The sequence below is a fragment of the Burkholderia metallica genome (assembly GCF_902832845.1).
Taxonomy (GTDB): domain Bacteria; phylum Pseudomonadota; class Gammaproteobacteria; order Burkholderiales; family Burkholderiaceae; genus Burkholderia; species Burkholderia metallica.
Map to the genome: position 1 here is coordinate 700,048 of NZ_CADFDB010000001.1, position 21,199 is coordinate 721,246.

General features: G+C 69.4%; 17 protein-coding genes. 11 read left to right on the forward strand and 6 right to left on the reverse strand.

Annotation, left to right across the window (positions count from 1 at the left end):
• Positions 1-35: 35 nt before the first annotated feature.
• The 6 genes from HWX08_RS03045 to HWX08_RS03070 all read left to right on the forward strand — a co-directional run bounded on the left by HWX08_RS03045 (position 36) and on the right by HWX08_RS03070 (position 7,080).
• Entirely contained in the window at positions 36-989 is a 954-nt protein-coding gene (locus tag HWX08_RS03045; protein WP_069260150.1) for a LysR family transcriptional regulator, read from the forward strand.
• Between the two features lie 239 nt (positions 990-1,228).
• A complete protein-coding gene (locus HWX08_RS03050) occupies positions 1,229-2,257 on the forward strand; it encodes a TRAP transporter substrate-binding protein (protein WP_174921785.1) in 1,029 nt (342 codons plus the stop codon).
• Between the two features lie 3 nt (positions 2,258-2,260).
• Positions 2,261-4,147: a TRAP transporter large permease gene (locus HWX08_RS03055; RefSeq protein WP_174921786.1), complete on the forward strand. Its 1,887-nt coding sequence runs from the start codon at positions 2,261-2,263 to the stop codon at positions 4,145-4,147.
• Between the two features lie 22 nt (positions 4,148-4,169).
• On the forward strand, positions 4,170-5,240 hold the full coding sequence (locus HWX08_RS03060; RefSeq protein ID WP_174921787.1) for a LacI family DNA-binding transcriptional regulator: 1,071 nt from the start codon (positions 4,170-4,172) through the stop codon (positions 5,238-5,240).
• A complete protein-coding gene (locus HWX08_RS03065; RefSeq protein ID WP_174921788.1) occupies positions 5,237-6,259 on the forward strand; it encodes a hydroxyacid dehydrogenase in 1,023 nt (340 codons plus the stop codon). Before HWX08_RS03060 ends, HWX08_RS03065 begins: the two co-directional genes overlap by 4 nt.
• A complete protein-coding gene (locus HWX08_RS03070) occupies positions 6,256-7,080 on the forward strand; it encodes an amidohydrolase family protein (protein WP_174921789.1) in 825 nt (274 codons plus the stop codon). Before HWX08_RS03065 ends, HWX08_RS03070 begins: the two co-directional genes overlap by 4 nt.
• Before the next feature lie 369 nt (positions 7,081-7,449).
• Here the strand turns inward: HWX08_RS03070 and HWX08_RS03075 are convergent, their stop codons facing one another.
• Entirely contained in the window at positions 7,450-8,538 is a 1,089-nt protein-coding gene (locus HWX08_RS03075) for a calcium:cation antiporter (RefSeq protein WP_069260144.1), read from the reverse strand.
• 550 nt (positions 8,539-9,088) lie between these two features.
• Here HWX08_RS03075 and HWX08_RS03080 point away from each other — a divergent pair.
• The 5 genes from HWX08_RS03080 to HWX08_RS03100 all read left to right on the forward strand — a co-directional run bounded on the left by HWX08_RS03080 (position 9,089) and on the right by HWX08_RS03100 (position 14,837).
• Positions 9,089-10,645 (forward strand): 3-hydroxyacyl-CoA dehydrogenase, encoded by a 1,557-nt coding sequence (locus HWX08_RS03080; protein ID WP_069260143.1) that lies wholly within the window; start codon positions 9,089-9,091, stop codon positions 10,643-10,645.
• A 58-nt stretch (positions 10,646-10,703) separates the two neighbouring features.
• On the forward strand, positions 10,704-12,026 hold the full coding sequence (gene paaK / locus HWX08_RS03085) for a phenylacetate--CoA ligase PaaK (RefSeq protein WP_174921790.1): 1,323 nt from the start codon (positions 10,704-10,706) through the stop codon (positions 12,024-12,026).
• A gap of 37 nt (positions 12,027-12,063) precedes the next feature.
• Positions 12,064-12,864, forward strand: a complete 801-nt coding sequence (locus tag HWX08_RS03090; protein WP_174921791.1) for an enoyl-CoA hydratase-related protein — start codon at positions 12,064-12,066, stop codon at positions 12,862-12,864.
• A 127-nt stretch (positions 12,865-12,991) separates the two neighbouring features.
• The gene (locus HWX08_RS03095; protein ID WP_069260140.1) at positions 12,992-13,663 is read left to right on the forward strand and encodes a MarC family protein; all 672 of its coding nucleotides are present in this window, start codon (positions 12,992-12,994) and stop codon (positions 13,661-13,663) included.
• 193 nt (positions 13,664-13,856) lie between these two features.
• Positions 13,857-14,837 (forward strand): aldo/keto reductase, encoded by a 981-nt coding sequence (locus HWX08_RS03100; RefSeq protein WP_069260139.1) that lies wholly within the window; start codon positions 13,857-13,859, stop codon positions 14,835-14,837.
• Between the two features lie 20 nt (positions 14,838-14,857).
• On the opposite strand, the gene HWX08_RS03105 is transcribed toward HWX08_RS03100, so the two are convergent.
• The 5 genes from HWX08_RS03105 to HWX08_RS03125 form a co-directional block, all read right to left on the reverse strand.
• The gene (locus HWX08_RS03105; RefSeq protein WP_069260138.1) at positions 14,858-15,724 is read right to left on the reverse strand and encodes a CPBP family intramembrane glutamic endopeptidase; all 867 of its coding nucleotides are present in this window, start codon (positions 15,722-15,724) and stop codon (positions 14,858-14,860) included.
• 73 nt (positions 15,725-15,797) lie between these two features.
• Entirely contained in the window at positions 15,798-16,454 is a 657-nt protein-coding gene (locus HWX08_RS03110; RefSeq protein WP_069261165.1) for a VC0807 family protein, read from the reverse strand.
• 170 nt (positions 16,455-16,624) lie between these two features.
• Positions 16,625-18,562: a sensor histidine kinase gene (locus HWX08_RS03115; RefSeq protein WP_174921792.1), complete on the reverse strand. Its 1,938-nt coding sequence runs from the start codon at positions 18,560-18,562 to the stop codon at positions 16,625-16,627.
• A gap of 451 nt (positions 18,563-19,013) precedes the next feature.
• Positions 19,014-20,078 (reverse strand): 2,3-butanediol dehydrogenase, encoded by a 1,065-nt coding sequence (locus HWX08_RS03120; protein WP_069260136.1) that lies wholly within the window; start codon positions 20,076-20,078, stop codon positions 19,014-19,016.
• A gap of 350 nt (positions 20,079-20,428) precedes the next feature.
• A complete protein-coding gene (locus HWX08_RS03125) occupies positions 20,429-21,169 on the reverse strand; it encodes a GNAT family N-acetyltransferase (RefSeq protein WP_174921793.1) in 741 nt (246 codons plus the stop codon).
• Between the last annotated feature and the right edge of the window lie 30 nt (positions 21,170-21,199).

Consider the following 21,199-nt stretch of genomic DNA (forward strand, 5'->3'; position numbering starts at 1 on the left):
AACATCAAAAACCTATCGATTGATTCAAGAATTGGATGATTGAACTGCACCAGCTTCGCTGCTTCGTCGCGGTCGCCGAGGAACTGCACTTCGGCCGCGCGGCCAAACGGCTCTTCATGACTCAGCCGCCGCTCAGCCGGCAGATCCAGCTGCTCGAACACGCGCTCGGCATCGCGCTGCTGGAGCGCAGCAGCCGGCAGGTCAGCCTGACCGCGGCCGGCGAGCGGTTCCTGCGCGACGCGCGGCACATCCTCGAATTCTCCGCGCGGGCCGAGCAGGCCGCCCAGCGCGTCGCGCATGGCGGCGCCGGGCGCATTACGCTCGGCTTCACCGCGGTCAGCGCGTACCGGATGATTCCGATGCTGCTCGCGCATGCCGCGCACGCGCTGCCGGACGTCGACGTCGAATTGCGCGAGATGGTGTCGACCGTGCAGATCGATGCGCTGGCGTCGCGGATGCTCGATGCGGGCTTCGTGCGCCAGCGGGCCGCACGCCAGCCGCTCGAATACCGGCTCGTGCAGCGCGAGCCGATGCTGGTCGCGGTCGCGCAAGGCGCGCCGCTCGCCGCGTGCGAGCGCATCGGCCCCGACGATCTCGACCGGCAGCCGTTCATCGCGTATTCGCCGAACGAGGGGAAGTACTTCCACGACCTGATCTCGGGGCTGTTCGCGAACGCGGGGCGGCTGCCGAACTACCTGCATTACGTCGGGCAGACGCATACGATCCTCGGCCTCGTGCGCGCGGGGCTGGGCGCCGCGCTCGTGCCGGCGTCGGCGCGCGAGCTGCATGTCGACGGCGTGGTGTTCCGGCCGCTGGCGGGCGCCGACGTGGCGGCCGAGCTGTATCTCGCATGGCGCGCGGACAACGACAATCCGGCGCTGCCGGTATTCAACGCGATGGTCGAGCGGTTTCTGACCGAGAGCGCCGACGAAGCGGGCGGCCACGGCGGCGCGCGGCAAGGCGGCGGCTCGCGTCAGCGGACGCTGTAATAAGTCTGTCGTCTGACAATTCGCATAGCGATCCGAATCCTTTCCGAATCGTTCGTGATTCGGTGAAATGCCATCGATTCATAGCATATTGCGCAGGAATCGGGCGGGCACCTCCGCCCGTTTTCATCTGGGTCACGGGAAAACCCTCTCTTTTCAGCTTGTCGGTCGTCGTATTACTGTATCGATACACTAAATCGATACAGTTGCGTCGCGAGACGCAAACGCACAGGAGACGGCCCATGAATACCTACACCCGGCGGCGCTTTCTGCAGACGGCGTCCGTCGCCACGCTCGCGGCCGCGGGCGGCTTGCCCGGCGTGGCGCGCGCGCAGCCTGCGGTGACGTTGCGCTGCTCGTCGTCGATGCCGGCCGACCAGAACGCCGCGCACTACGCGTGGTACGAGCGGCTGGCCGCGAACCTGAAGGCGAGCGTGGGCGATGCGATTCGCGTCGACTACTTCCCGAACAGCCAGCTCGGCAAGGAGAGCGACGTCGCGCAGCAGGTCAAGATCGGCGCGATCGACATGATGATCGCGGGTTCGTCGATCTGGGCGACGGTGGCGCCGGAACTCGGGATGCTCGATCTCGGCTATCTGTTCGACGACTATGCGCATCTCGCGAAAGTGCTCGACGGCCCGGTCGGCAAAACCCTGAACGCGCTGCTGCAAAAACGCGCGGGCTGCACGGTGCTGACCTGGGGCTCGCACTTCGGCGGGCGTTGCGTGTTCACGAAACAGCCCGTGGTCGCGCTGCAGGGGATCAAGGGCACGAAGCTGCGCGTGCTGCCGACGCCGGCCTTCATGGACACGTTCAAGGCGATGGGCGCGGTGCCGACGCCGATTCCGTTCGGCGAGCTGTACATGGCCGTGCAGACGGGTGTCGTCGACGGGCTCGAGCACGATCCGGCCACGGTGCTCGCGAGCAAATTCGAGGAAGTGGTGAAATCGTGCTGGCAATCGCATCACGTGTTTGCCGCGATGACCGTCGTGATGGGGCGGCGCGCGCTCGACCGGATTCCGGCGAACCTGCGCCCCGCGTTCGATCGCGCGGTGGCCGACGCAACCGCGCAGCAGCGCGCGATCGCCGCGCAGAAGGCCGACCAGGCCGAGCAGGCGCTGAAGCAGCGCGGCATGCGCTTTCATCCGATGGCGGAGGCCGAACGCGCGGCGTTGCGGCAGACGATGCACGACCGGCTCTATACGGCGTTCGCCGCGCAGTATCCGGCGACCGCGCCGCTGTTTCCGGCGATTGCCGCCGCACGGGGCTGAACGATGGAGACCTGTTCCGTTTCGGGCGCCGCGGCGGCGCCGGGCGCCGGCCGTCCGGCGCGCCGCGCCGCCCGCATGCTGGACGCGATGCTGCGCACGATCGAAATCGTGTCCGCGGCGGTGCTGGCCGTCGACGTGCTCGTCGTGTTCGTGTCGGTCGTGTGCCGTTATTTCCTGCACGACCCGCTCGACTGGACCGAGGAGGTCGCGAGCGCGCTGATGATCGTGCTGGTGTTCTTCGGCGCGGCGACGGTGCTGGGGCGCAGCCAGCACGTCGGCATCGACCTGTTTCGCGGCTGGTTCCCAGCGCGCTGGCAGGGGGCGCTCGTGCAGATCGGCCACTGGATCGTCGCGGCCGTCTCGCTGAACCTGCTGGTGTCGTCGTGCCAGTTGCTCGCCGATTCGTACGACCAGCTGACGCCGGGCGGGCTGCCGGGGTGGATCAACGTGTATCCGATGATGTTCGGCGCGCTGTTCATGACCGTGTTCGCGCTGGCGAACGCGCTCGACGCGCCGCGCCGCCGCGTGGTCGGCACGCTCGCGTGCTGCGCCGGATGCGCGGCCGCGCTGTACGGATGGAATGTGCTGGTGCCGGCGCACGCGATCGCGCCCGGCATGCTGCTGGCGGCCGGGTTCATCGGCGGGCTCGTGCTGGGCGTGCCGATCGGTTTCGTGCTCGCGTTCTCGGCGCTGCTGTATTTCCTGGCCGACCCGACGCTGCCGCTGCTCGTCTACTCGCAGCAGGTCATGGCCGGCGCCGATCACTTCGTGCTGCTCGCCGTGCCGTTCTTCGTGCTGGCGGGGCTGCTGATGGAATCGAACGGCATGTCCGCACGGCTCGTCGAACTGCTGCTGCGAATCTTCGGGCGCGTGCGCGGCGGGCTCGGACTGATCGTGATTCTCGCGACGGCCTGCTTTTCCGGCGTGTCGGGCTCCAAGCTCGCGGACATCGCCGCGGTCGGCGGCGTCGTGATGCCGGCCGTGCGCCGCGCGCGCCAGGATCCTGACGAAACGGCCGCGCTGCTCGCGTGCAGCGCGGTGATGGCCGAGACCATCCCGCCCTGCGTGAACATGATCATCATGGGCTTCGTCGCGAACATCTCGATCGCCGGGCTGTTCGTCGCGGGCATCGTGCCGGCCGCGGTGCTGGCCGCGTCGCTCGCCGTGGTCACGGTGATCACCGGGCGCCGCATCGACGTCTCGGCGGTGTTCACGGAGCGCCGCGCATGGCTGCCGCTCGCGGGCGGCGCGCTGGTCGCGCTGGCGATGGTCGCGATGATCGGCAAGGGCGTGACGTCGGGGATCGCGACGTCGACCGAGGTGTCCGCGTTTGCGGTGGTCTATGCGCTCGTGGCGGGCTGGCTCGCGTTTCGCGAGCTGACCTGGCGTTCGGTCGGGCGCGTGTTCGTGCGCGCCGCGTCGATGGCGGGTGGCATCCTGTTCATCGTCGCCGCGGCGTCGAGCGTGTCGTTCGCGCTGTCGATCGAGCAAATTCCCGCGCTGGTCTCGGGCACAATGACGGCGTTCGCCCACCAGTACGGCGCGACGATGTTCCTGCTGCTCGCGGCGCTGGTGATGGTCGTGTTCGGCGCGGTGCTCGAGGGCGCGCCGGCGCTGATCATCTTCGGGCCGCTGCTTGCGCCGATCGCGCTGCAGCTCGGCATCAACCCGCTGCATTTCGGCACGGTCGTGGTGGTGGCGATGGGGCTGGGGCTGTTCGCACCGCCGGTCGGGCTCGGGCTGTTCACGACCTGCGCGATCACGGGCACCGAAGTCCGGCACGTCGCCCGCCCGATGGTGAAATATCTGCTGGTGCTGGTGGCCGCCCTCGTGGCGCTGATTCTCGCACCGGCGTTTTCGTTGTGGCTGCCGGCCCGCTTCGGCCTGTAGCCGCCCTTTACCGCAAGACGACATGAGTACGATTCAGGACGTGGCCCGTCATGCGGCCGTTTCGGTCAGCACGGTTTCGAACGTGCTCAACGGCCGCACCGACCAGATGAAGCAGGAAACGCTCGAACGCGTGCAGGCCGCGATGCAGGCGCTGCAGTACCGGCCCAGTACGCTCGCGCGCCAGCTCAAGACGGGGCAGACGCCGCTCGTCGGGCTGCTGGTGCCGTCGATGGCGAACCCGATGTACGGCTACATCGCGCGCGAGGTCGAGGCCTGTGCGCAGGAACGCTACGGTCATCGCGTGCTGATCGGCAATACGTATCGCGATGCGATGAAAGAGGCGTCGTTCTTCGACGACCTGTTCGCGCATGGCGTGCGGCGCGTGATCGTGATCTCGTCGCTGGCCGACGAAAGCCATCTCGAGCGCGCGGCCGCGCGCGGGATGACGGTCGTGAGCTACGACCGGCGCGCGACGCCCGGCGAGCCGTCGAAGGTCGATCACGTCACGGCCGACAACGAGGCCGCCGCGCGGCTCGCGACGCGTTGCCTCGTCGACGCGGGACACCGGCGGCTCGCGTTCGCGACGGTCGCCGGCATGACGGTGAGCCGCAGCGACAAGATCCGCGGCTTTCTCGCGACGGCGCGCGACGCGGGCCTCGACGCGAATGCGCAGGTGCTCGACGGCGGTCCCGCGAACGAGTACGGCGATGCGGTGATCGTCGACGTGGGGCGTGCGCTCGGCGTCGCGCTTGCCGCCGATCCGGCGCGGCCGACCGGCATCGTCGCGGTCAACGACCTGTTCGCGCTCGGCCTGATGGCCGGGCTGCGCGACGGCGGCCTGCGCGTGCCGGACGACGTGTCGGTCGTCGGGATGGACGGGCATTTCCTGTCGGCGATTTCCAATCCGGCGCTGACCACGGTGCAATTGCCCGTCACCGAGATGGCCGAGGAAATGGTGCGGCGCGTGATGCGGCCGGACGGCGAGTCGCCGCCTGCGCCCGAGCCGCACGTGTTTTCCGGCGTGACGCTCGTCGAGCGCGCGTCGGTCGCGTCGCCGCCGCAGGTCGACGATTCGCACGGAGGCGCCGCATGACGCGCGTCTTCATCACGCATCCGTCCGGGCGGCTCGACCAGTATTTCGGCGCGAAGGCGATGCGCGCGCTGCAGGCGATCGCGGACGTCACGTGCAACCCGCTCGATCGCGAGCTGCGCACGGACGAACTGGTGGCGGCCGCGCAGGGTTGCGATGCGATGATCGCGTACCGGCAGACGCCCGCGCCGCATGCGCTGTTCGCGGGGCTGCCCGCGCTGGCGGCGTTTCTGCGGTGCGCGGTCGATATCCGCACCGTCGATGTCGACGCGGCGAGCGCATTCGGCGTGCTGGTCACGCAGGCGAGCCCCGGCTTCGCGCCGGCGGTCGCCGAGTGGACGATCGGCGCGATGATCGATCTGGCGCGCGGTATCGGCCGCTATGCGTCGGCGTACCACCAGGGAACGCCGCCGGCGCCGCGGATGGGCCGCGAATTGCGCGGCAGCACGCTCGGCCTGATCGGTTACGGACAGATCGCGCGCCACCTCGCGCCGATCGCGACGGCGCTCGGGATGCGCGTGCTCGTCAGCGATCCGTACGTGCGCGTCGACGAGCCGACGCTCGAACAGGTCGAATTCCCCACGCTGCTGCAGGCTGCCGATTTCGTCGTGTGCCTCGCGCCGGCAACGCCGGAAACCGCGCACCTGATCGATGCGGGTGCGTTCGCGGCGATGAAGCCGGGCGCGTACTTCATCAACGCGTCGCGCGGCGAGCTGGTCGACGAGCGGGCGCTGTCCGACGCGCTCGACACCGGCCGGCTCGCAGGCTGCGCCCTCGACGTCGGGCGCGCGGCGGACCAGATGCCTACGCCCGCACTCGCCGCGCATCCGCGCGTGATCGCGACGCCGCACGTCGGCGGCCTGACGCTGCCCGCGGTCGAGCACCAGGCACTGGAGACGGTCGATCAGCTCGCCGCGCTGCTCGCCGGCAGCGTGCCGCGCGGCGCGGTCAACGCGGAGCGTGCGACGCGGCTCGCGCGCTGGCGGACGGCACGCCCGGATACGGGGAGGGGCACGCGATGACACGCGACGAGCGCGCCGGGCGGATGGCCGACGCCTGCGATTGCCACATCCATATCTACGACGACGCCTATCCGCTCGCACCGACGGCGACGTTCCGTCCGCCGCACGCGCCGGTCGATGCGTATCGCCGCGTGCAGCAGGCGCTCGGCCTTGCTCGCGTCGTGATCGTGCAGCCGACCGGCTATGGCGTCGACAACCGCTGCCTGCTCGACGCGCTGGCCGCATTCGGCGAGCGGGCGCGCGGCGTCGCGACGCTGCCGGTCGACGTGCCGGACGCAGAACTGGCGCGATTGCATGCGGCGGGCGTGCGCGGTGTGCGGTTCATGATGCTGTCGGGCGGCCTGGCGCGGTGGGACGACCTGGAGCGGGTGGCCGCGCGGATCGGGCCGCTTGGCTGGCACATCGACGTGCAGCTCGACGGCCTGACGCTGCCGGACGTGCTGCCGGCGTTGTCGTCGCTACAGGCGCGTGTCGTGATCGATCACACGGGCAAGTTCCTGACGCCCGTCGCGCCGGACGCGCCGGCGTTTGTCGCGCTGCGCCGCCTGCTCGACCGCGGCCACGCATGGGTGAAGCTGTCGGCGCCGTACGAGACGTCGCGCTCGGGCGCGCCCGGCTACGACGATGTCGCGCGTCTGGCCGCCGTGCTGGCGCGTAACCATTCGACGCGTTGCGTGTGGGGCAGCAACTGGCCGCACCCGAACACGTCGCCGGTTCCGGACGACACGAGCTTGCTCCGCTGGCTGGATGACTGCACCGCGGACGACGCGCTCACCCGGGCGATTCTGGCCGACAACCCGGCGGTGCTGTACGGATTCTGAGTTGGCCGCCTGCACGATGCCGGCGCGTGACAATTTTGCAATCCTGAGCGGCGCCCGCATCGGCGCCTCGTGACGCTCGTCGCGCCCCGCCTTGCATTGCGCCGTCGGCTTGCGTGACCGGCCGGCGGCTGCCGGCGTCCGACGCATTTCGATCGAGCTTGAAAAACGAACGCGAGCAGGCTCGGCCGTGGGGAGCGCTATCAAGAGGTTCGACGTCGCAACACCCTCGCGAACCCGAACCCGAACGTGATCCTGGCGGGCCAGCATCGGGTGATTCCGGTGCGACAGCGGCGGCGTGGGTGACTGAAGGGGGGGATGGATTGCAACGGCCCGGCGGAGAAGCTCCGCCGGGCCGTGTGCGTTCTGGCGTCAGTGCGTGATCGACAGGAACAGGTACGCGGCGAACAGCGACAGGTGCACGACGCCGTGCAGCACCGTCGTGCGACCCTGGCTGAGCGTCAGCGTGCTGACCAGCAGCGTCAGCGCCAGCAGCACGGTTTCCATCGGGCCGATGCCGAGCGTGAGCGGCTGGCCGACCCAGATGAACACGGCCGCGACGGTCGGGATCGTGAGCCCGATGCTCGCGAGCGCCGAGCCGAGCGCGAGGTTCATGCTGGTCTGCAGGCGATTCGCGCGCGCGGCGGTGACGGCCGCGAGGCCTTCAGGCAGCAGCACGAGCGCGGCGATCACGATGCCGACCGCGGCTTCGGGCGCACCAAGCTGCAGCACCGCATGCTCGACGGCCGGCGACAGCAGCTTCGCGAGCAGCACCACGGCGACGAGGCTGGCGAACAGCAGCACCATGCTGATCACGGCGGTGCGGTTGCTCGGGGCCGCCGCGTGAACCGCCTCGTTCGCGCTGTCGTGCGCGGCGAGGAAGTAGTCGCGGTGGCGCACGGTCTGCACGAACACGAACGCGCCGTACAGCACGAGCGACGACACGCCGGCGAACGCGAGCTGCGATTTCGAAAAGAACGGGCCCGGTGCGGCGTTCAGGTAGTTCGGCATCACGAGCGACAGCACCGACAGCGACGCGAGTACCGCGAGCGCCTTGCTCGCGCCGCGCCCCTGGAAGTCCTGCTCGCCGTGCTTCCACGCGCCGACCAGCAGGCAGATGCCGACGATGCCGTTGCAGATGATCATCACGGCGGCGAACACGGTGTCGCGGGCGAGGCCCGATTTCTCGGGGCCCGCGCCGAGCATCACGGAGACGATCAGCGCGACCTCGATGACGGTCACGGCGACCGCGAGCACGAGCGTGCCGAACGGCTCGCCGACGCGATGCGCGACGACTTCGGCGTGGTGGACGGCGGCGAACACGGCGCCGGCGAGCGCGGCGGCCAACACCGCGATGACGAGGCCTTCGGCCGGCACGACGCGCGACAGCGCGAGGACCAGCCATGCGGCAAGCGGGGCGACGAGGGTCCAGCGCGGGAGCTGGTTGGACGAGAGCGGCATGGAGGGTTTCCTTATGCGGGTGGCGGCGCGCGACGCGCCGTCACGGATTGACGAAGCCCGGCCGTACTATCCGCCGAACGAGGACGATGAAACCGAAGGGTGGCAGCACGCAACGGCGCTGCCCTGGATTCGCCGCCGTGAAGCGGCGAGGGGCGCGGGCGGGACGGAGCCCGTCGCTGGATGAAACGATTCGATGCGGCCGGCCGCAGAAGGCGGCACGAGCCCGTGTGAGACGCGCGAGCCGGAGGCCCGGTTCCGACCCCGGAAGGGCGGCCGGCGATGGACGGCGGTGGCGACGTGGCACGCGGTTTCCCCCTGAAATCCGGCGATTTGTCGAATTTTATCAGGCGTTTGGGGGTCACCATCTCATATTCGAATGCTTTCATTGACCTTTCTGTTCGCAAAAAGTGCCCGGGACTTTCAAATTTTTTGTCTTTGCAGTTTCCGTAACGGTCTCTTGCACGACACATTCGGGCACGCCCTGACATAAATCTACCGACCGGTCGGTTTATAATTGCCCGCACTTTCACTTCATGACGGATCGCAAGCGATGGCTGTTTCTTCTGCACATTCGGTGAACTCGGGCGCGCTGGCGCCGTCGGCCGTCGTCGGCGTGATCGGTGCCGGCGCGATGGGCGCGGGCATCGCGCAGGTTGCGGCGGCGGCCGGCCATACGGTGCTGCTGTACGACCTGAACGAAGCCGCGTGCGAGCGCGCGCTGACGGGCATCCGCGCGCAGTTCGCGCGACTCGCGGAGAAAGGCCGGCTCGAACCGGCCGAAGCCGACGCGGCCGGCAACCGGATTCGCGCGGTGCGTGAACTGGCCGATTTCGCGGGCGCCGCGCTGATCGTCGAGGCGGCGGCCGAGCGGCTCGACGTGAAGCGCGAGATCTTCGCGACGCTCGAGCGTCATGTCGACGACGCGTGCGTGCTGGCAACCAACACGTCGTCGATCTCGATCACGTCGATCGCGGCGGGGCTGCGCGTGCCGCAGCGCGTCGCCGGCCTGCATTTCTTCAACCCGGCGCCGCTGATGGCGCTCGTCGAAGTGGTCAGCGGGCTCGCGACCGCGCCCGACGTCGCGCAACGGCTGTACGCGAGCGCCGCCGCATGGGGGAAGCAGCCCGTGATGGCGAAATCGACGCCCGGCTTCATCGTGAACCGCGTCGCGCGGCCGTACTACGCGGAAGCGCTGCGGGTGCTGAACGAGCAGGGCGGCACGCCGGCCTCGATCGACGCGGTGATGCGCGAGGCCGGCGGCTTCCGGATGGGGCCGTTCGAGCTGATGGACCTGATCGGGCACGACGTGAACTTCGCGGTGACCGAATCGGTGTTTCGCGCGTACTTCAACGATCCGCGCTACACGCCGTCGCTGATCCAGCAGGAACTCGTGAACGCGGGCTTTCTCGGGCGCAAGTCGGGGCGCGGCTTCTATTCGTATGCGGACGGGGCGACGCCGCCCGCGCCCGATGTCGAAACGCCGCGCGACGCGCCGGCCGACGTCGCGCTGTTTGCGCAGGACGGCCCGGCCGCCGCGCTGCATGCGCGTTTCGCGCAACGCGTCGCGCTCGCCCGGCAGGCCGGCGCGCATGCCGACGACCTGCTCGCGACGGCCGGCCGCGCGTCGATCGCGCTGACCGACGGCCGCACGGCTACCGCCCGCGCCGCGCAGACGGGCGTGGCCGATCTGGTGCTGGTCGACCTGGCGCGCGATTACGCGCAGGCCGGGCTCGTTGCGCTGACGCGCGCGCTCCAGTGCAGCGATGCCGCGTATGCGGACGCGGTCGGCCTGTTCCAGCAGGCGGGTTTTCGTGTGGTCGGCATCGCGGACGTGCCGGGTATGGTCGCGATGCGCACCGTCGCGATGCTCGCGAACGAGGCGGCCGACACGGTAAACCAGGGCGTGTGCTCGCCCGCCGATCTCGATCTCGCGATGGAGAAGGGCGTGAACTACCCGTGCGGCCCGCTCGCGTGGGCCGATGCGATCGGCATCGGCCGCGTGCATCGCGTGCTGTCGAACCTCGCGGCGAGCTACGGCGAGGACCGCTACCGCGTGTCGCCGCGCATCGCCGCACTGCATGCGGCCGGCCGCACGTTCCGCTCGTGACGCCGGCCCCGTTACCTCGAACACGACAACGACATCACTCCACTGGAGGAGCACCCCGATGACTCACCCGACGCATCCCGCCGCCGCCCTCGAACCGATCGAGACAGCCAGCCGCGACGAACTGCAGGCGCTGCAGCTCGCGCGCCTCAAGTGGTCGCTGCGCCATGCGTACGACAACGTCCCGCACTATCGCCGCACGTTCGACGCGGCGGGCGTGCATCCGGACGACCTGAAGTCGCTCGCCGATCTCGCGAAATTCCCGTTCTCGACCAAGAACGACCTGCGCGACAACTATCCGTTCGGGCTCTTCGCGGTGCCGCGCGAGCAGGTCGTGCGCGTGCATGCGTCGAGCGGCACGACCGGCAAGCCGACCGTGGTCGGCTACACCGCGCGCGACATCGACACGTGGGCGAACGTCACCGCGCGTTCGATCCGCGCAGCGGGCGGCCGCCCGGGCGACACGCTGCACAACGCGTTCGGCTACGGGCTCTTCACGGGCGGGCTCGGGATTCACTACGGCGCGGAACGGCTCGGTTGCATGGTCGTGCCGATGTCGGGCGGGCAGACCGAGAAGCAGGTGCAGCTGATCCGCGATTTCGAACCGAAGATCATTCTCGTCACGCCGTCGTACATGCTGAACCTGATCGACGAAATGGTGCGGCAGGGGATGGACCCGGCCGAGTCGTCGCTGAAGATCGGCATCTTCGGCGCCGAGCCGTGGACGCAGGCGCTGCGCGAGGAAGTGGAGACGCGCGTGGGCATCGACGCGCTGGACATCTACGGGCTGTCGGAAGTGATGGGCCCGGGCGTCGCGTGCGAATGCGTCGAGACGAAGGACGGCCCGGTGATCTGGGAAGACCATTTCTACCCGGAGATCATCGATCCGGTCACGGGCGAAGTGCTGCCGGACGGCAGCCCGGGCGAGCTGGTGTTCACGTCGCTGACGAAGGAGGCGATGCCGGTGATCCGCTACCGCACGCGCGACCTCACCGCGCTGCTGCCGCCGACGTCACGCGCGATGCGCCGTCTCGCGAAGATCACCGGCCGCTCCGACGACATGCTGATCGTGCGCGGCGTGAACGTGTTCCCGAGCCAGATCGAGGAGATCGTCGTCGCGCTGCCGCAGTTGTCGGGCCAGTTCCAGATCACGCTGTCGCGCGACGGTCACATGGACCGGCTCGACGTCGCGGTCGAACTGCGCTCCGAGGCGGCCGCGTCCGTCGGCGAAAGCGATCGTGCGGCGCTCGCGCGCGAGCTGCAGCACCGGATCAAGACGCTGGTCGGCGTGTCGTCCGGCGTGACGGTACTGCCGGCGGGCGGCATTCCCGCGACCGCGACCGGCAAGGCGCGACGCGTGATCGACCGCCGCGTGGCTGCCTGATCCCCCGTTTGCCGTACTCCCCGAGGAAACCTGTGCGATGGATGAATTGAAGACCCTGGCCGTCACGGTCGATGCGCGCGGTATCGCCACCGTCGCGCTGCAGCGCGGCGACGTGCTCAACGCGTTCGACGAGACGATGATCGCCGAGCTGACCGATGCGTTCACGTCGCTCGGCCGGCGCGACGACGTGCGCGCGATCGTGCTGCGTTCGGACGGCCGCGCGTTCTGCGCGGGCGCCGACCTGCAGTGGATGCAGCGCGCGAGCGCGAATGACGCGGCGGCGAACCTGCGCGATGCGCAGCGGTTCGCCGCGATGATGCGCGCGATCCGGCAATGCCCGAAGCCGACGGTGGCGCGCGTGCAGGGCCATGCGTTCGGCGGCGGCGTGGGCCTGTGCGCGGCGTGCGACATCGTGATCGCGAGCGATCACGCGCGCTTCTCGGTCAGCGAGGCGCGCTTCGGAATCCTGCCGGCGGTGATCGGCCCGTATCTGGTCGAGGCGGTCGGCCAGCGCCAGGCGCGCCGGCTCGCGTTGACGGCGACCCAGCTCGCCGCCGGCGACGCGGTCGCGATCGGTCTGATCCACCAGGCCGTGCCGCTCGATTCGCTCGACGAAACGCTCGAGCGGACACTCGCCGAACTCGGCCGCAACGGCCCGAACGCGCTGATGGAGATCAAGCGCTTCTTCGACGCGATCGGCGAGTATCCGCCGTCGGACGAGCGCGCGGCGTTCACCGCGCAGACGATCTCCCGCGTGCGGGCGACACCGGAAGCGAAGGAAGGCTTCGCCGCGTTCTTCGCGAAGCGGCCGCCGGCATGGGAGACGGGCGCCGGCTAACGGGACACGGCGGCGCGCGCCCGCGCGGCGGGCCCGGCCCAATTTTGCGGTGCGGGCGCGGGCGCTTGCTCTACAATGCGTGACCTCCGGCGCGCTGCCGGCCCAGCCCCGACCGATTCTTCATCCGATGATCGTCAACCGCCTTATCTCCGAGATCCTGTTCGGCTTCACCGGCCTGATCGGCATCATCAACCCGATCGGCATCGCGTTCCTGTTTCTCGAACGGACCGAGGCGCTCACCGAGCAAGAACGCGATCTGCTCGCGAGGAAGGTGGCGTTCAATGCGTTCATCGTGCTGATGGTCGCGTTCTTCGCCGGCACGCCGGTGCTGCATTTCTTCGGGATTTCGATGGAAGCGTTGCGGATCGGCGGCGGCTTCGCGGTGGCGGTGGCCGGCTGGCAGATGCTGAACGAGCCCGACGGGCCGGGCGGCGGCGATACGCCGGTCAAGCCGATCGACGCGAACGCGATCATGACGCGCGCGTTCTTCCCGTTGACCATGCCGCTGACGGTCGGCCCCGGCTCGATCGCGACCGCGATCGCGCTGAACGCGAACCGCACACACAAGCTGTCGGAGTTCATGCTGTCGAGCATCGTGTCGATCGCCGTGTCCGTGCTGGTCGCGATCGTGATCTGGCAGGTCTACAGCCGTTCCGCGCTGCTGTCGCGCTACCTCGGCAGCGAGGGCACCAAGGTCGCGAAGCGCGTGTCGGCGTTCCTGCTGCTGTGCATCGGCGTGCAGATCATGCTGACCGGCTTTTCCGCGTTCCTGCAGCCGCTCGCCGACCAGGTCAAGTAAGCCGGCGGCGCCGCGGCGCACGTGCCGCGCAGCCGGTGCCGTACGCGCGTTCGCACCGACGCGCTCCCTGCATACCCTTCGTACCCTGCGGCGACGCCGCACGTCTTTTTGCCGCCCGCGATACCATGCGACGGTCCGGCGGATGCGCGGCGCGCATCCGGCCGTCAGCTCAACTTCAATGGCGAGGCGTGCAATGGAATACGTGAAATTCGGATCGACAGGGCTGGAAGTGTCCAGGCTGGTGCTGGGTTGCATGACGTTCGGCGAGCCGTCGCGCGGCACGCATCCGTGGACGCTGCCGGAGGCGGAGAGCCGCCCGATCATCCAGCGGGCGGTCGAAGCCGGCATCAACTTCTTCGATACCGCGAACATGTATTCGGACGGCACGTCGGAGGAGATCGTCGGCCGCGCGCTGCGCGATTTCGCGAAGCGCGACGAGATCGTGATCGCCACCAAGGTGTTCTACCGGATGCGGCCGGGGCCGAACGGCGCGGGGCTGTCGCGCAAGGCGATCATGACCGACATCGACCAGAGCCTGAAACGGCTCGGCACCGACTACGTCGATCTGTACCAGATCCACCGCTGGGACTACGGCACGCCGCTCGAGGAGACGCTCGAGGCGCTGCACGACGTCGTGAAGGCCGGCAAGGCGCGCCATATCGGCGCGTCGTCGATGTACGCGTGGCAGTTCGCGAAGGCGCTGCACACGTCGAAGCAGCACGGCTGGACCCGCTTCGTCAGCATGCAGAACCACCTGAACCTGCTGTATCGGGAAGAGGAGCGGGAAATGCTGCCGCTGTGCGAAGACGAAGGGATCGCGGTGATTCCGTGGAGCCCGCTCGCCCGGGGCCGCCTCACGCGCAACTGGGACGAATCGACCGGGCGGCAGCAGAGCGACGCGGTCGGCCAGCGGCTTTACGACGCGACCGCGGAATCGGACAAGGCGATCATCGATGCCGTCGCGACGATCGCGGCCGCACGCAACGTCCCGCGCGCACAGGTCGCGCTCGCGTGGGTTGCCCAGAAGCGCGGCGTCACCGCGCCGATCGTCGGCATTTCGAAGACGCCGCAACTGGACGACGCGCTGGCCGCGCTCGAACTGAAACTCACCGACGACGAAATCGCGACGCTCGAACGCCCGTACGTGCCGCACGCGGTCGCCGGGCTCGACTGAGCGGGCGCGCCGCGCGGCCGTCAGCGCGCGGCGGCGAGCATCGGGTAGGTGAACAGCCCGAAGTGAACGACGTTCAGCCCCGCGTGCGCAAGCGCGGATGCGAGCAGGCCGCCGCGCCGCCACGCGAGGCCGTAGCCGACACCGGCCACCGTGCCGAGCACGATCCATTGCCAGCCGGCGGCCGCATGCGCGGCGCCGAACAGCAGCGCGCCGATCGCGAGCGCGACCCACGGCCCCCACGCGAACGCGCGCAGCATGCGCGTCAGCCCGCCCTGCACATAGCCGCGGAACAGCGCTTCCTCGGCGAACGTCACGAGCAGCAGGTTGTTCACGAGCCACAGCCAGCCCGACGGCGGCCACTTGGGCGCCCAGCCGACCATCCCGAACGCGAGCGCGCCGGCCAGGCACGCGGCCGCCGTGGCGACCGCGGCCACGGCGCCGGTGCGCAGCGCGCGTGACAGCGGGACGTCGGGGGCGACCCACGGCAGCACCCACACCAGCCACAGGCCGACGAGCGGCTTGTCCAGATTCAGGTACATCGTGAACGGCACGGCATCCGGCGTGAAGCGCGTCGGCCCGATCACGCGCGGATTGTGGAAGCCGGGAATCAGATGCAGGCTGAGCGCGATCGCGAGCGCGGCAAAGACGACGTGCGCGGCGATGCGCACCGCGCGCGCTCGCTCGGGCATCACGCCCCACGCAGCCGCGGCCAGCAACCCGAGCGGCGCCAGCGCGAACGGCGCGAGCTTGCCGAACGCCAGTGCGCACGCATAGCCGAGTGCGGCGAGGCCGACGCTCAGGCCGTGCTGCGGGCGATGCCACGCGAACGCGGCGGCCGCGAACAGCGCGAGCCAGATCGTGGCGGATGGGAGGAGCGAAAGGGACATGACAGGGGCGGCATTCGTCGGACGAGACGCCGCGCATCATACAGGAGCGTCCTGCGATACCGGCCCGATGCGGTCAGCGGCCGGCCGTTTCGGTGACGCCGTCGCGCCCCGGAATGTGGACGCTGTTGCGCTCGCGCATCCGCCGCCGGTACCAGAACGTCCACAGCAGCAGGCAGCCGAACACGGTATAGCCCATGACCGGCGACACGACCAGCACGCGTTCGACCGGCCAGGTCACGACCATCCAGCAGCGCACCAGCATTTCCAGCGTCATGAACGCGCCCCAGACGAAGGTCATCCGCCGCAGCATCCGCCGCAGCCCCGGCTGCGCGTTCCAGACCGCTTCGAAGTGCGCGGCGCCGCCGTCCATCTCGCGGGCCACGGTAGCGCGGGCGAGGTAGAAGATCAGCGGGCGTTCGCGGAACAGCGACAGCAGGAACACGACGCCGATCGTGCCCGACGCGAGCGATTCGCGCATCAGCAGCGTGCGCGGGCTGCCGCCGAGCGCCATCCCGACGATCGACAGCGCGATGCCGAGCAGCACGATGGCCGCCACCGCATCGACGCGGCGCGAGCGGATGAATTCGACGATCGACCAGATGATCGGCGGGACCGCCGACGCGTACAGCGCGCCGGTTTCGCCGAAATGGGGCTGTACGGCCCGGTAGGCGACCCAGGGCAGCACCAGGTTGACGAAGAGTTCGAGTATCAGTCCGGCTCGCGGTTTCACGGTACGCAATTCCACGCAGGTGGGGGCGAACGGGCAAGGGGCGCGGTTGGCCCCCGGTTGCCCCGAAAAGGGTTCGGTCCAGTATATCGAAGAATCGGGCGGGCGCTGCTGCGGCACCGCATCGGCCGTCGGGTATTGGCCGCTTATGGCAGGCAGCGTCGTTGCCGTCGTCACGGGGCCGCGGCAGCTGGCAGCGTGATCGTAACCGTGGTGCCCTGCAGCACGACGCTGTGCACGTGAATCTGGCCTTCGTGCCGCTCGACGACGGTCTTGACGAACGCCATGCCGAGCCCGACGCCGCTGGTTTCCGGCTGGCCGACGGTGCGAAAGCGCCGGTAGCGCTCGAACAGTCGCGTCTGGTCCGCGCTGTCGATTCCGCACCCGCTGTCGCGGATCGTGCAGCGCACGGTCTTGCCGCCGGCGTCCGGCTCGACCCGGCATTCGACGCTCGTCAGCGGTGCGCTGTACTTGATCGCGTTGTCCAGCAGGTTGATCAGCGCCCTCGACAGCAACGCCGGATCGCCCAGCACGATCGTGTCGTCGCGCCGCGGCACGTCGTCGATCGACATGGATTTCCGGTGCGCGAGCGGCCACACCGCATCGCGCGCCTCGTTCATCCGGTCGGCGAGGTTCACCGGCACGCGCTCGTATTCGCCGGCCTCGGCCCGCGAGAGCTGCGCGAAGCCGTCGGCCATCGCCAGCGTGTGCCGTGCGAGCTTGCCGATTCTCGCGAACTGCTGCTTCACCGGTGCATCGGCCGCCCGCCGCGCCTGCGTGTCGATCAGGATGATCAGCGAGGTCAGCGGGGCGCGCATGTCGTGCGAAAACAGCGTCAGCATGTCGTTGCGCTGGCGCTCGAGCATGTCGCGGCGCACGGTCGCGTGGCGCAACGTTTCCAGCGCGTCGTGGATTCGCGTGATCTCGGGGCCGATGCCGCGCGGCATCGCGACGTGCGACGTATCGCCGTCGCTGAGCGCGACGATCCGGCGGCCCAGCATGTCGAGCGGCTTCGACAGCAGCCGCTGCAGGCCGCGCGCGAGCGAAACCAGGATCGCGATGCACAGTGCCGTCGCGAACGCCGACACGCCGACCATGATCCGGGCGGCATCGCGCTCGGCGGTCGCCCGGTGCCGGGCAACGGCGATCACGCGGTCGCGCAGCCGCTCGCTCGGCCGGAAATACGGCACGATCGCGCGGGACAGCCCGGCCGCGCTCATCGCATAGGTGCCGTTGCGGCCGTCGGCGACGGTCGCGTCGACGAGCGGCAGGATGTGCGCGTCGAATGCGGTATTCAACTGCGCATAGTCGCGCGCCACGTCGGGATCGTCGAGCCGCGTGCCGATCGCGCCGTCGATCAGCGCGCGCAATTGCTCGATGCGCCCGCGCATGCGCATGATGTCCGCGAACTGCGTGCGCTCGAGCGGCTGGCGCGCGAACATCGGCGCGATGAGCAGCGAACCCGTGCGGCCCGCGTATTCGCGCAGATCGCCGAGGAGCCGCGCGAGCAGGATCGCACCCGACGTGCGTGGGTCGTCCGTCGCGGTATCGGAGATGGCGCCGTCGATCAACGGCGACAGCGTGTCGACGATCCGGAACAGGCGCGCCTGCGCGTGCTGGATATCGTGCACGGTGCGTGATGCGAGCGGCCGCGCATCGAGCGCATCGACTTCCGCGCGCGCAGCGGCGAGCGCGATCCGGATCGCGTCGAGTGCATGCAGCAGGTTGCTGCGTTCGCGATCGTCGAGCACGCTCGTCTGCGCGATGCCGGCGCGAAACCGTGCGAGCGCCCGGTCGGAACGCGCGCGCGCGGCGGACAGCGTGCGGGCCTCGGTCGCGCCGTCGTCCTGCGACCGGACCAGCAGGTCGTTCGTCGGGCCGCGTTCGGCCGAGATCACGTTGGCGGCGCTGATCGCGCAGCGGACGAAGTCGAAGCGCTGCAGGTCGGCGTCCTCGTGCCGGTATTGCCGGACGCTCCCCCAGATGATCGTGCCGCACAGCAACGCCAGCAGCGTCGTGACGAGTGCGAAGCCGATATGCGTCTTCTGCTGGATCGTCAGCGATCGAACGTTGCAGGCGGGGTCCAGGCGAAACGAGAATGAACGATTCATGACATACCATGTTTGCAAGCTATCCCGGTGGGCCCGTATTCTCGGCCTGTCGGCGTCGTGACGTTGTCAGATTCCGTGAGGCCATGGCGGGGCGCCTTGGCGGGGCGGCGATCACGGCCGGAGGTGGGCGCGCGTTGCACAGGATCACCTTGCATCGGAGCAATGTCGACAGTGCACGCATCGCGATCGATCCGGAGAAACCCTGATCGCGGATAGGACGGATCTGCGATGCGTTACGAAGGATGATTCGGATTGCGAATGTTTTCGGTCGTCGTGTCCGAATCGCGTCCGCGACGTCGCGCGGCATCGAACTTGCATCGAACGACGGCAGCGGGGAGGGTGCTGGAGGGTAAGGGCAGGCAGGCGCGCCGCCCGTATACAGGCGGCGCTTTGGGTCGACTCGGCGGCCGGCGTGCCGCGGCGTTAATTGCTGCCGCGGCCGCGCGCGCGGTCAGGCGGTGGCAGGCTGAACGATGATCTTCACGTTCCGGTCCTTGTGGTTGACCAGTTCCTCGAAGCCGTGCGAGACGATGTCGCCGAGTGCGATGCGCCCGGTGATGAGCGGCTGCACGTCGATGCGGCCGTCGGCGATGAAGCGGATCACGTCCGCGAATTCGCCGTTGTACGCGAGCGAGCCGATCACTTCCTTTTCGGTCGACACGATGTCGAAGAAGTTGAACGGCGCGGGCTCCTCGAAGATGCCGACCATCACCGACTTGCCGGCCTTGCGGATCACGTCGATCGCGAGCTTCGCGGTGGCCGTGTGCCCGATGCACTCGAACGACACGTCGGCGCCGTAGCCGCCGGTCAGTGCCCTGACTTCCGCGATCGCGTCGCAGGTCTTCGGATCGATGACGACGCTCGCGCCGACTTCCAGCGCCTTCTGCTTGCGCGCGGCCGACATTTCCAGCGCGATCACGCGGCCGGCGCCCGCGGCCTTCGCGCACATGATCGTGCACAGGCCGATCGTGCCCGCGCCGACCACGACGACGGTCTGCCCGACGATGTTGCCGGCCTTCTTGACCGCATGCAGCCCGACCGCGAGCGGCTCGATCAGCGCGCCGGCCTCGGTCGGGAAATCGTCGGGCAGCTTGTACAGCAGCTCGGCCGGCACGTTCACGTATTCGGCGAATGCGCCGTTGTTCATCAGTCCGGTGAACGCGAGGTTCTCGCAGATGTTGTACAGCCCGTGCCTGCAATACCAGCACGTGCCGCAATGCTGGCATGCGTCGGCGGTCACGCGCTCGCCGACCGCGAAGCCCGTCACGCCGGCACCGAGTTCGGCAATTTCGCCGCTGAATTCGTGGCCGAGGATGCATTGACCTTTCAGGCCCGTCAGCGGATGCGGCGCGTCGACCGGGATGAAGACGGGGCCCGCGACGTATTCGTGCAGGTCGGAGCCGCAGATCCCGCACCAGTGCACGCGAATCGTGACCCAGCCTGCCGGCGGGCGCTCGGGAACGGGAACCTGTTCGACGCGGATGTCGTGGCGGCCGTGCCAGACGGCGGCTTTCATGCTGGGGGCGGGGGTCGATGCCGGTGTACTCACGTTGCTGTCTCCGTCAGGTTGTCGTCGGGCGCGAGGCATCGCTGCCGGTGCGCCCGTCGCGCGATTGCGCGATCGACCCATATGCACGAACGGGGCCAGCTCCCCGGCGTGGGCCGGGCGGCAGTCCGGCGAGCGGTGAATGATGCGACGCATCACTTCGCTGTTCGTTGACGGGAAACGTGCGGACGGGAGCGGGGTGCGAAGTTTGCTGCGGCAGCCGGGCGGCGCGCCGGGTGAGACGCCGGGACGTTCGTCTCAGCGCAATGAGACGAATCGTGAGACGCGCGGCTTTGGCCGGTACGGTTCGCCGCGCGTGTTCACGCGACGACTTCGTCGACCGCGACCGGTGCGAGCAGCGTGAATCCGGCGGCACGGTACAGCGGCAGGCCGGCCTCGGTCGACACGAGCCACACCCGCTGCGCGCCGCGTTGCCGGGCGTGCGCGACGATCGCGGCGAGCAGTTGCCGTGCAAGGCCGCTGCGGCGGTACGCGTCCGACGTTCCGACCCGGTCGACGACGATATCGCGCGCCGACGCAAAGCCGTAACGCGCGGCGGCGGCGATCTGCCCGTTCAGCCGGTGCGCGAACAGGAACGCGGCAGGATTCGGCCGGAACGGCGGGAACGACGCATCCGCATTGAACGTATCGACGTCGGCGGGCGTGTGGCAGGCGAGCGCGCGGGCGAGGGCATCGTCGCCGGACAGCATGCCGATATCGGCGGCCATGAAATGCTCGTCCGACAAGCGGCGGGTCCTGCCGTGCAGCGCAGGCGGCAGCGGTGCGGCGCCGTAGCGCGTGATCCACGCGCCGACGGCGAACGGGCCGTCGCCATGCGCGGGCGCGCCCTCGATCACGAAGTGCTCGAAAGGCCGCCCCATGCCGGCGTCGAATTGCACGACGTGGCCATCCGGGCTGTCGTGCAGCGGTGCATCGCGCCGGTCGCGGGCGGCGCAGTATCCGGCGACGAAGGTGCGCACGGCGGCCTTGCGGCGTGGGAAGGTCGACCAGGCCGCGTCGAGCGGCGGCAGGGCGTCGGGGGCGGGGGAGGCGGTCGGCATGCGGGCGGATGCAACGTCGTCGGGGCGAAG

What these genes read in the sequence shown, in the direction of transcription:
- HWX08_RS03090 (WP_174921791.1), top strand. Translation starts at nt 12,064, where the DNA reads ATGGATGAATTGAAGACCCTGGCCGTCACGGTCGATGCGCGCGGTATC.
- HWX08_RS03075 (WP_069260144.1), bottom strand. Translation starts at nt 8,538, where the DNA reads ATGCCGCTCTCGTCCAACCAGCTCCCGCGCTGGACCCTCGTCGCCCCG.
- HWX08_RS03080 (WP_069260143.1), top strand. Translation starts at nt 9,089, where the DNA reads ATGGCTGTTTCTTCTGCACATTCGGTGAACTCGGGCGCGCTGGCGCCG.
- HWX08_RS03100 (WP_069260139.1), top strand. Translation starts at nt 13,857, where the DNA reads ATGGAATACGTGAAATTCGGATCGACAGGGCTGGAAGTGTCCAGGCTG.
- HWX08_RS03120 (WP_069260136.1), bottom strand. Translation starts at nt 20,078, where the DNA reads ATGAAAGCCGCCGTCTGGCACGGCCGCCACGACATCCGCGTCGAACAG.
- HWX08_RS03070 (WP_174921789.1), top strand. Translation starts at nt 6,256, where the DNA reads ATGACACGCGACGAGCGCGCCGGGCGGATGGCCGACGCCTGCGATTGC.
- HWX08_RS03095 (WP_069260140.1), top strand. Translation starts at nt 12,992, where the DNA reads ATGATCGTCAACCGCCTTATCTCCGAGATCCTGTTCGGCTTCACCGGC.
- HWX08_RS03065 (WP_174921788.1), top strand. Translation starts at nt 5,237, where the DNA reads ATGACGCGCGTCTTCATCACGCATCCGTCCGGGCGGCTCGACCAGTAT.
- HWX08_RS03055 (WP_174921786.1), top strand. Translation starts at nt 2,261, where the DNA reads ATGGAGACCTGTTCCGTTTCGGGCGCCGCGGCGGCGCCGGGCGCCGGC.
- HWX08_RS03060 (WP_174921787.1), top strand. Translation starts at nt 4,170, where the DNA reads ATGAGTACGATTCAGGACGTGGCCCGTCATGCGGCCGTTTCGGTCAGC.
- HWX08_RS03105 (WP_069260138.1), bottom strand. Translation starts at nt 15,724, where the DNA reads ATGTCCCTTTCGCTCCTCCCATCCGCCACGATCTGGCTCGCGCTGTTC.
- HWX08_RS03050 (WP_174921785.1), top strand. Translation starts at nt 1,229, where the DNA reads ATGAATACCTACACCCGGCGGCGCTTTCTGCAGACGGCGTCCGTCGCC.
- paaK (WP_174921790.1), top strand. Translation starts at nt 10,704, where the DNA reads ATGACTCACCCGACGCATCCCGCCGCCGCCCTCGAACCGATCGAGACA.
- HWX08_RS03125 (WP_174921793.1), bottom strand. Translation starts at nt 21,169, where the DNA reads ATGCCGACCGCCTCCCCCGCCCCCGACGCCCTGCCGCCGCTCGACGCG.
- HWX08_RS03115 (WP_174921792.1), bottom strand. Translation starts at nt 18,562, where the DNA reads ATGAATCGTTCATTCTCGTTTCGCCTGGACCCCGCCTGCAACGTTCGA.
- HWX08_RS03045 (WP_069260150.1), top strand. Translation starts at nt 36, where the DNA reads ATGATTGAACTGCACCAGCTTCGCTGCTTCGTCGCGGTCGCCGAGGAA.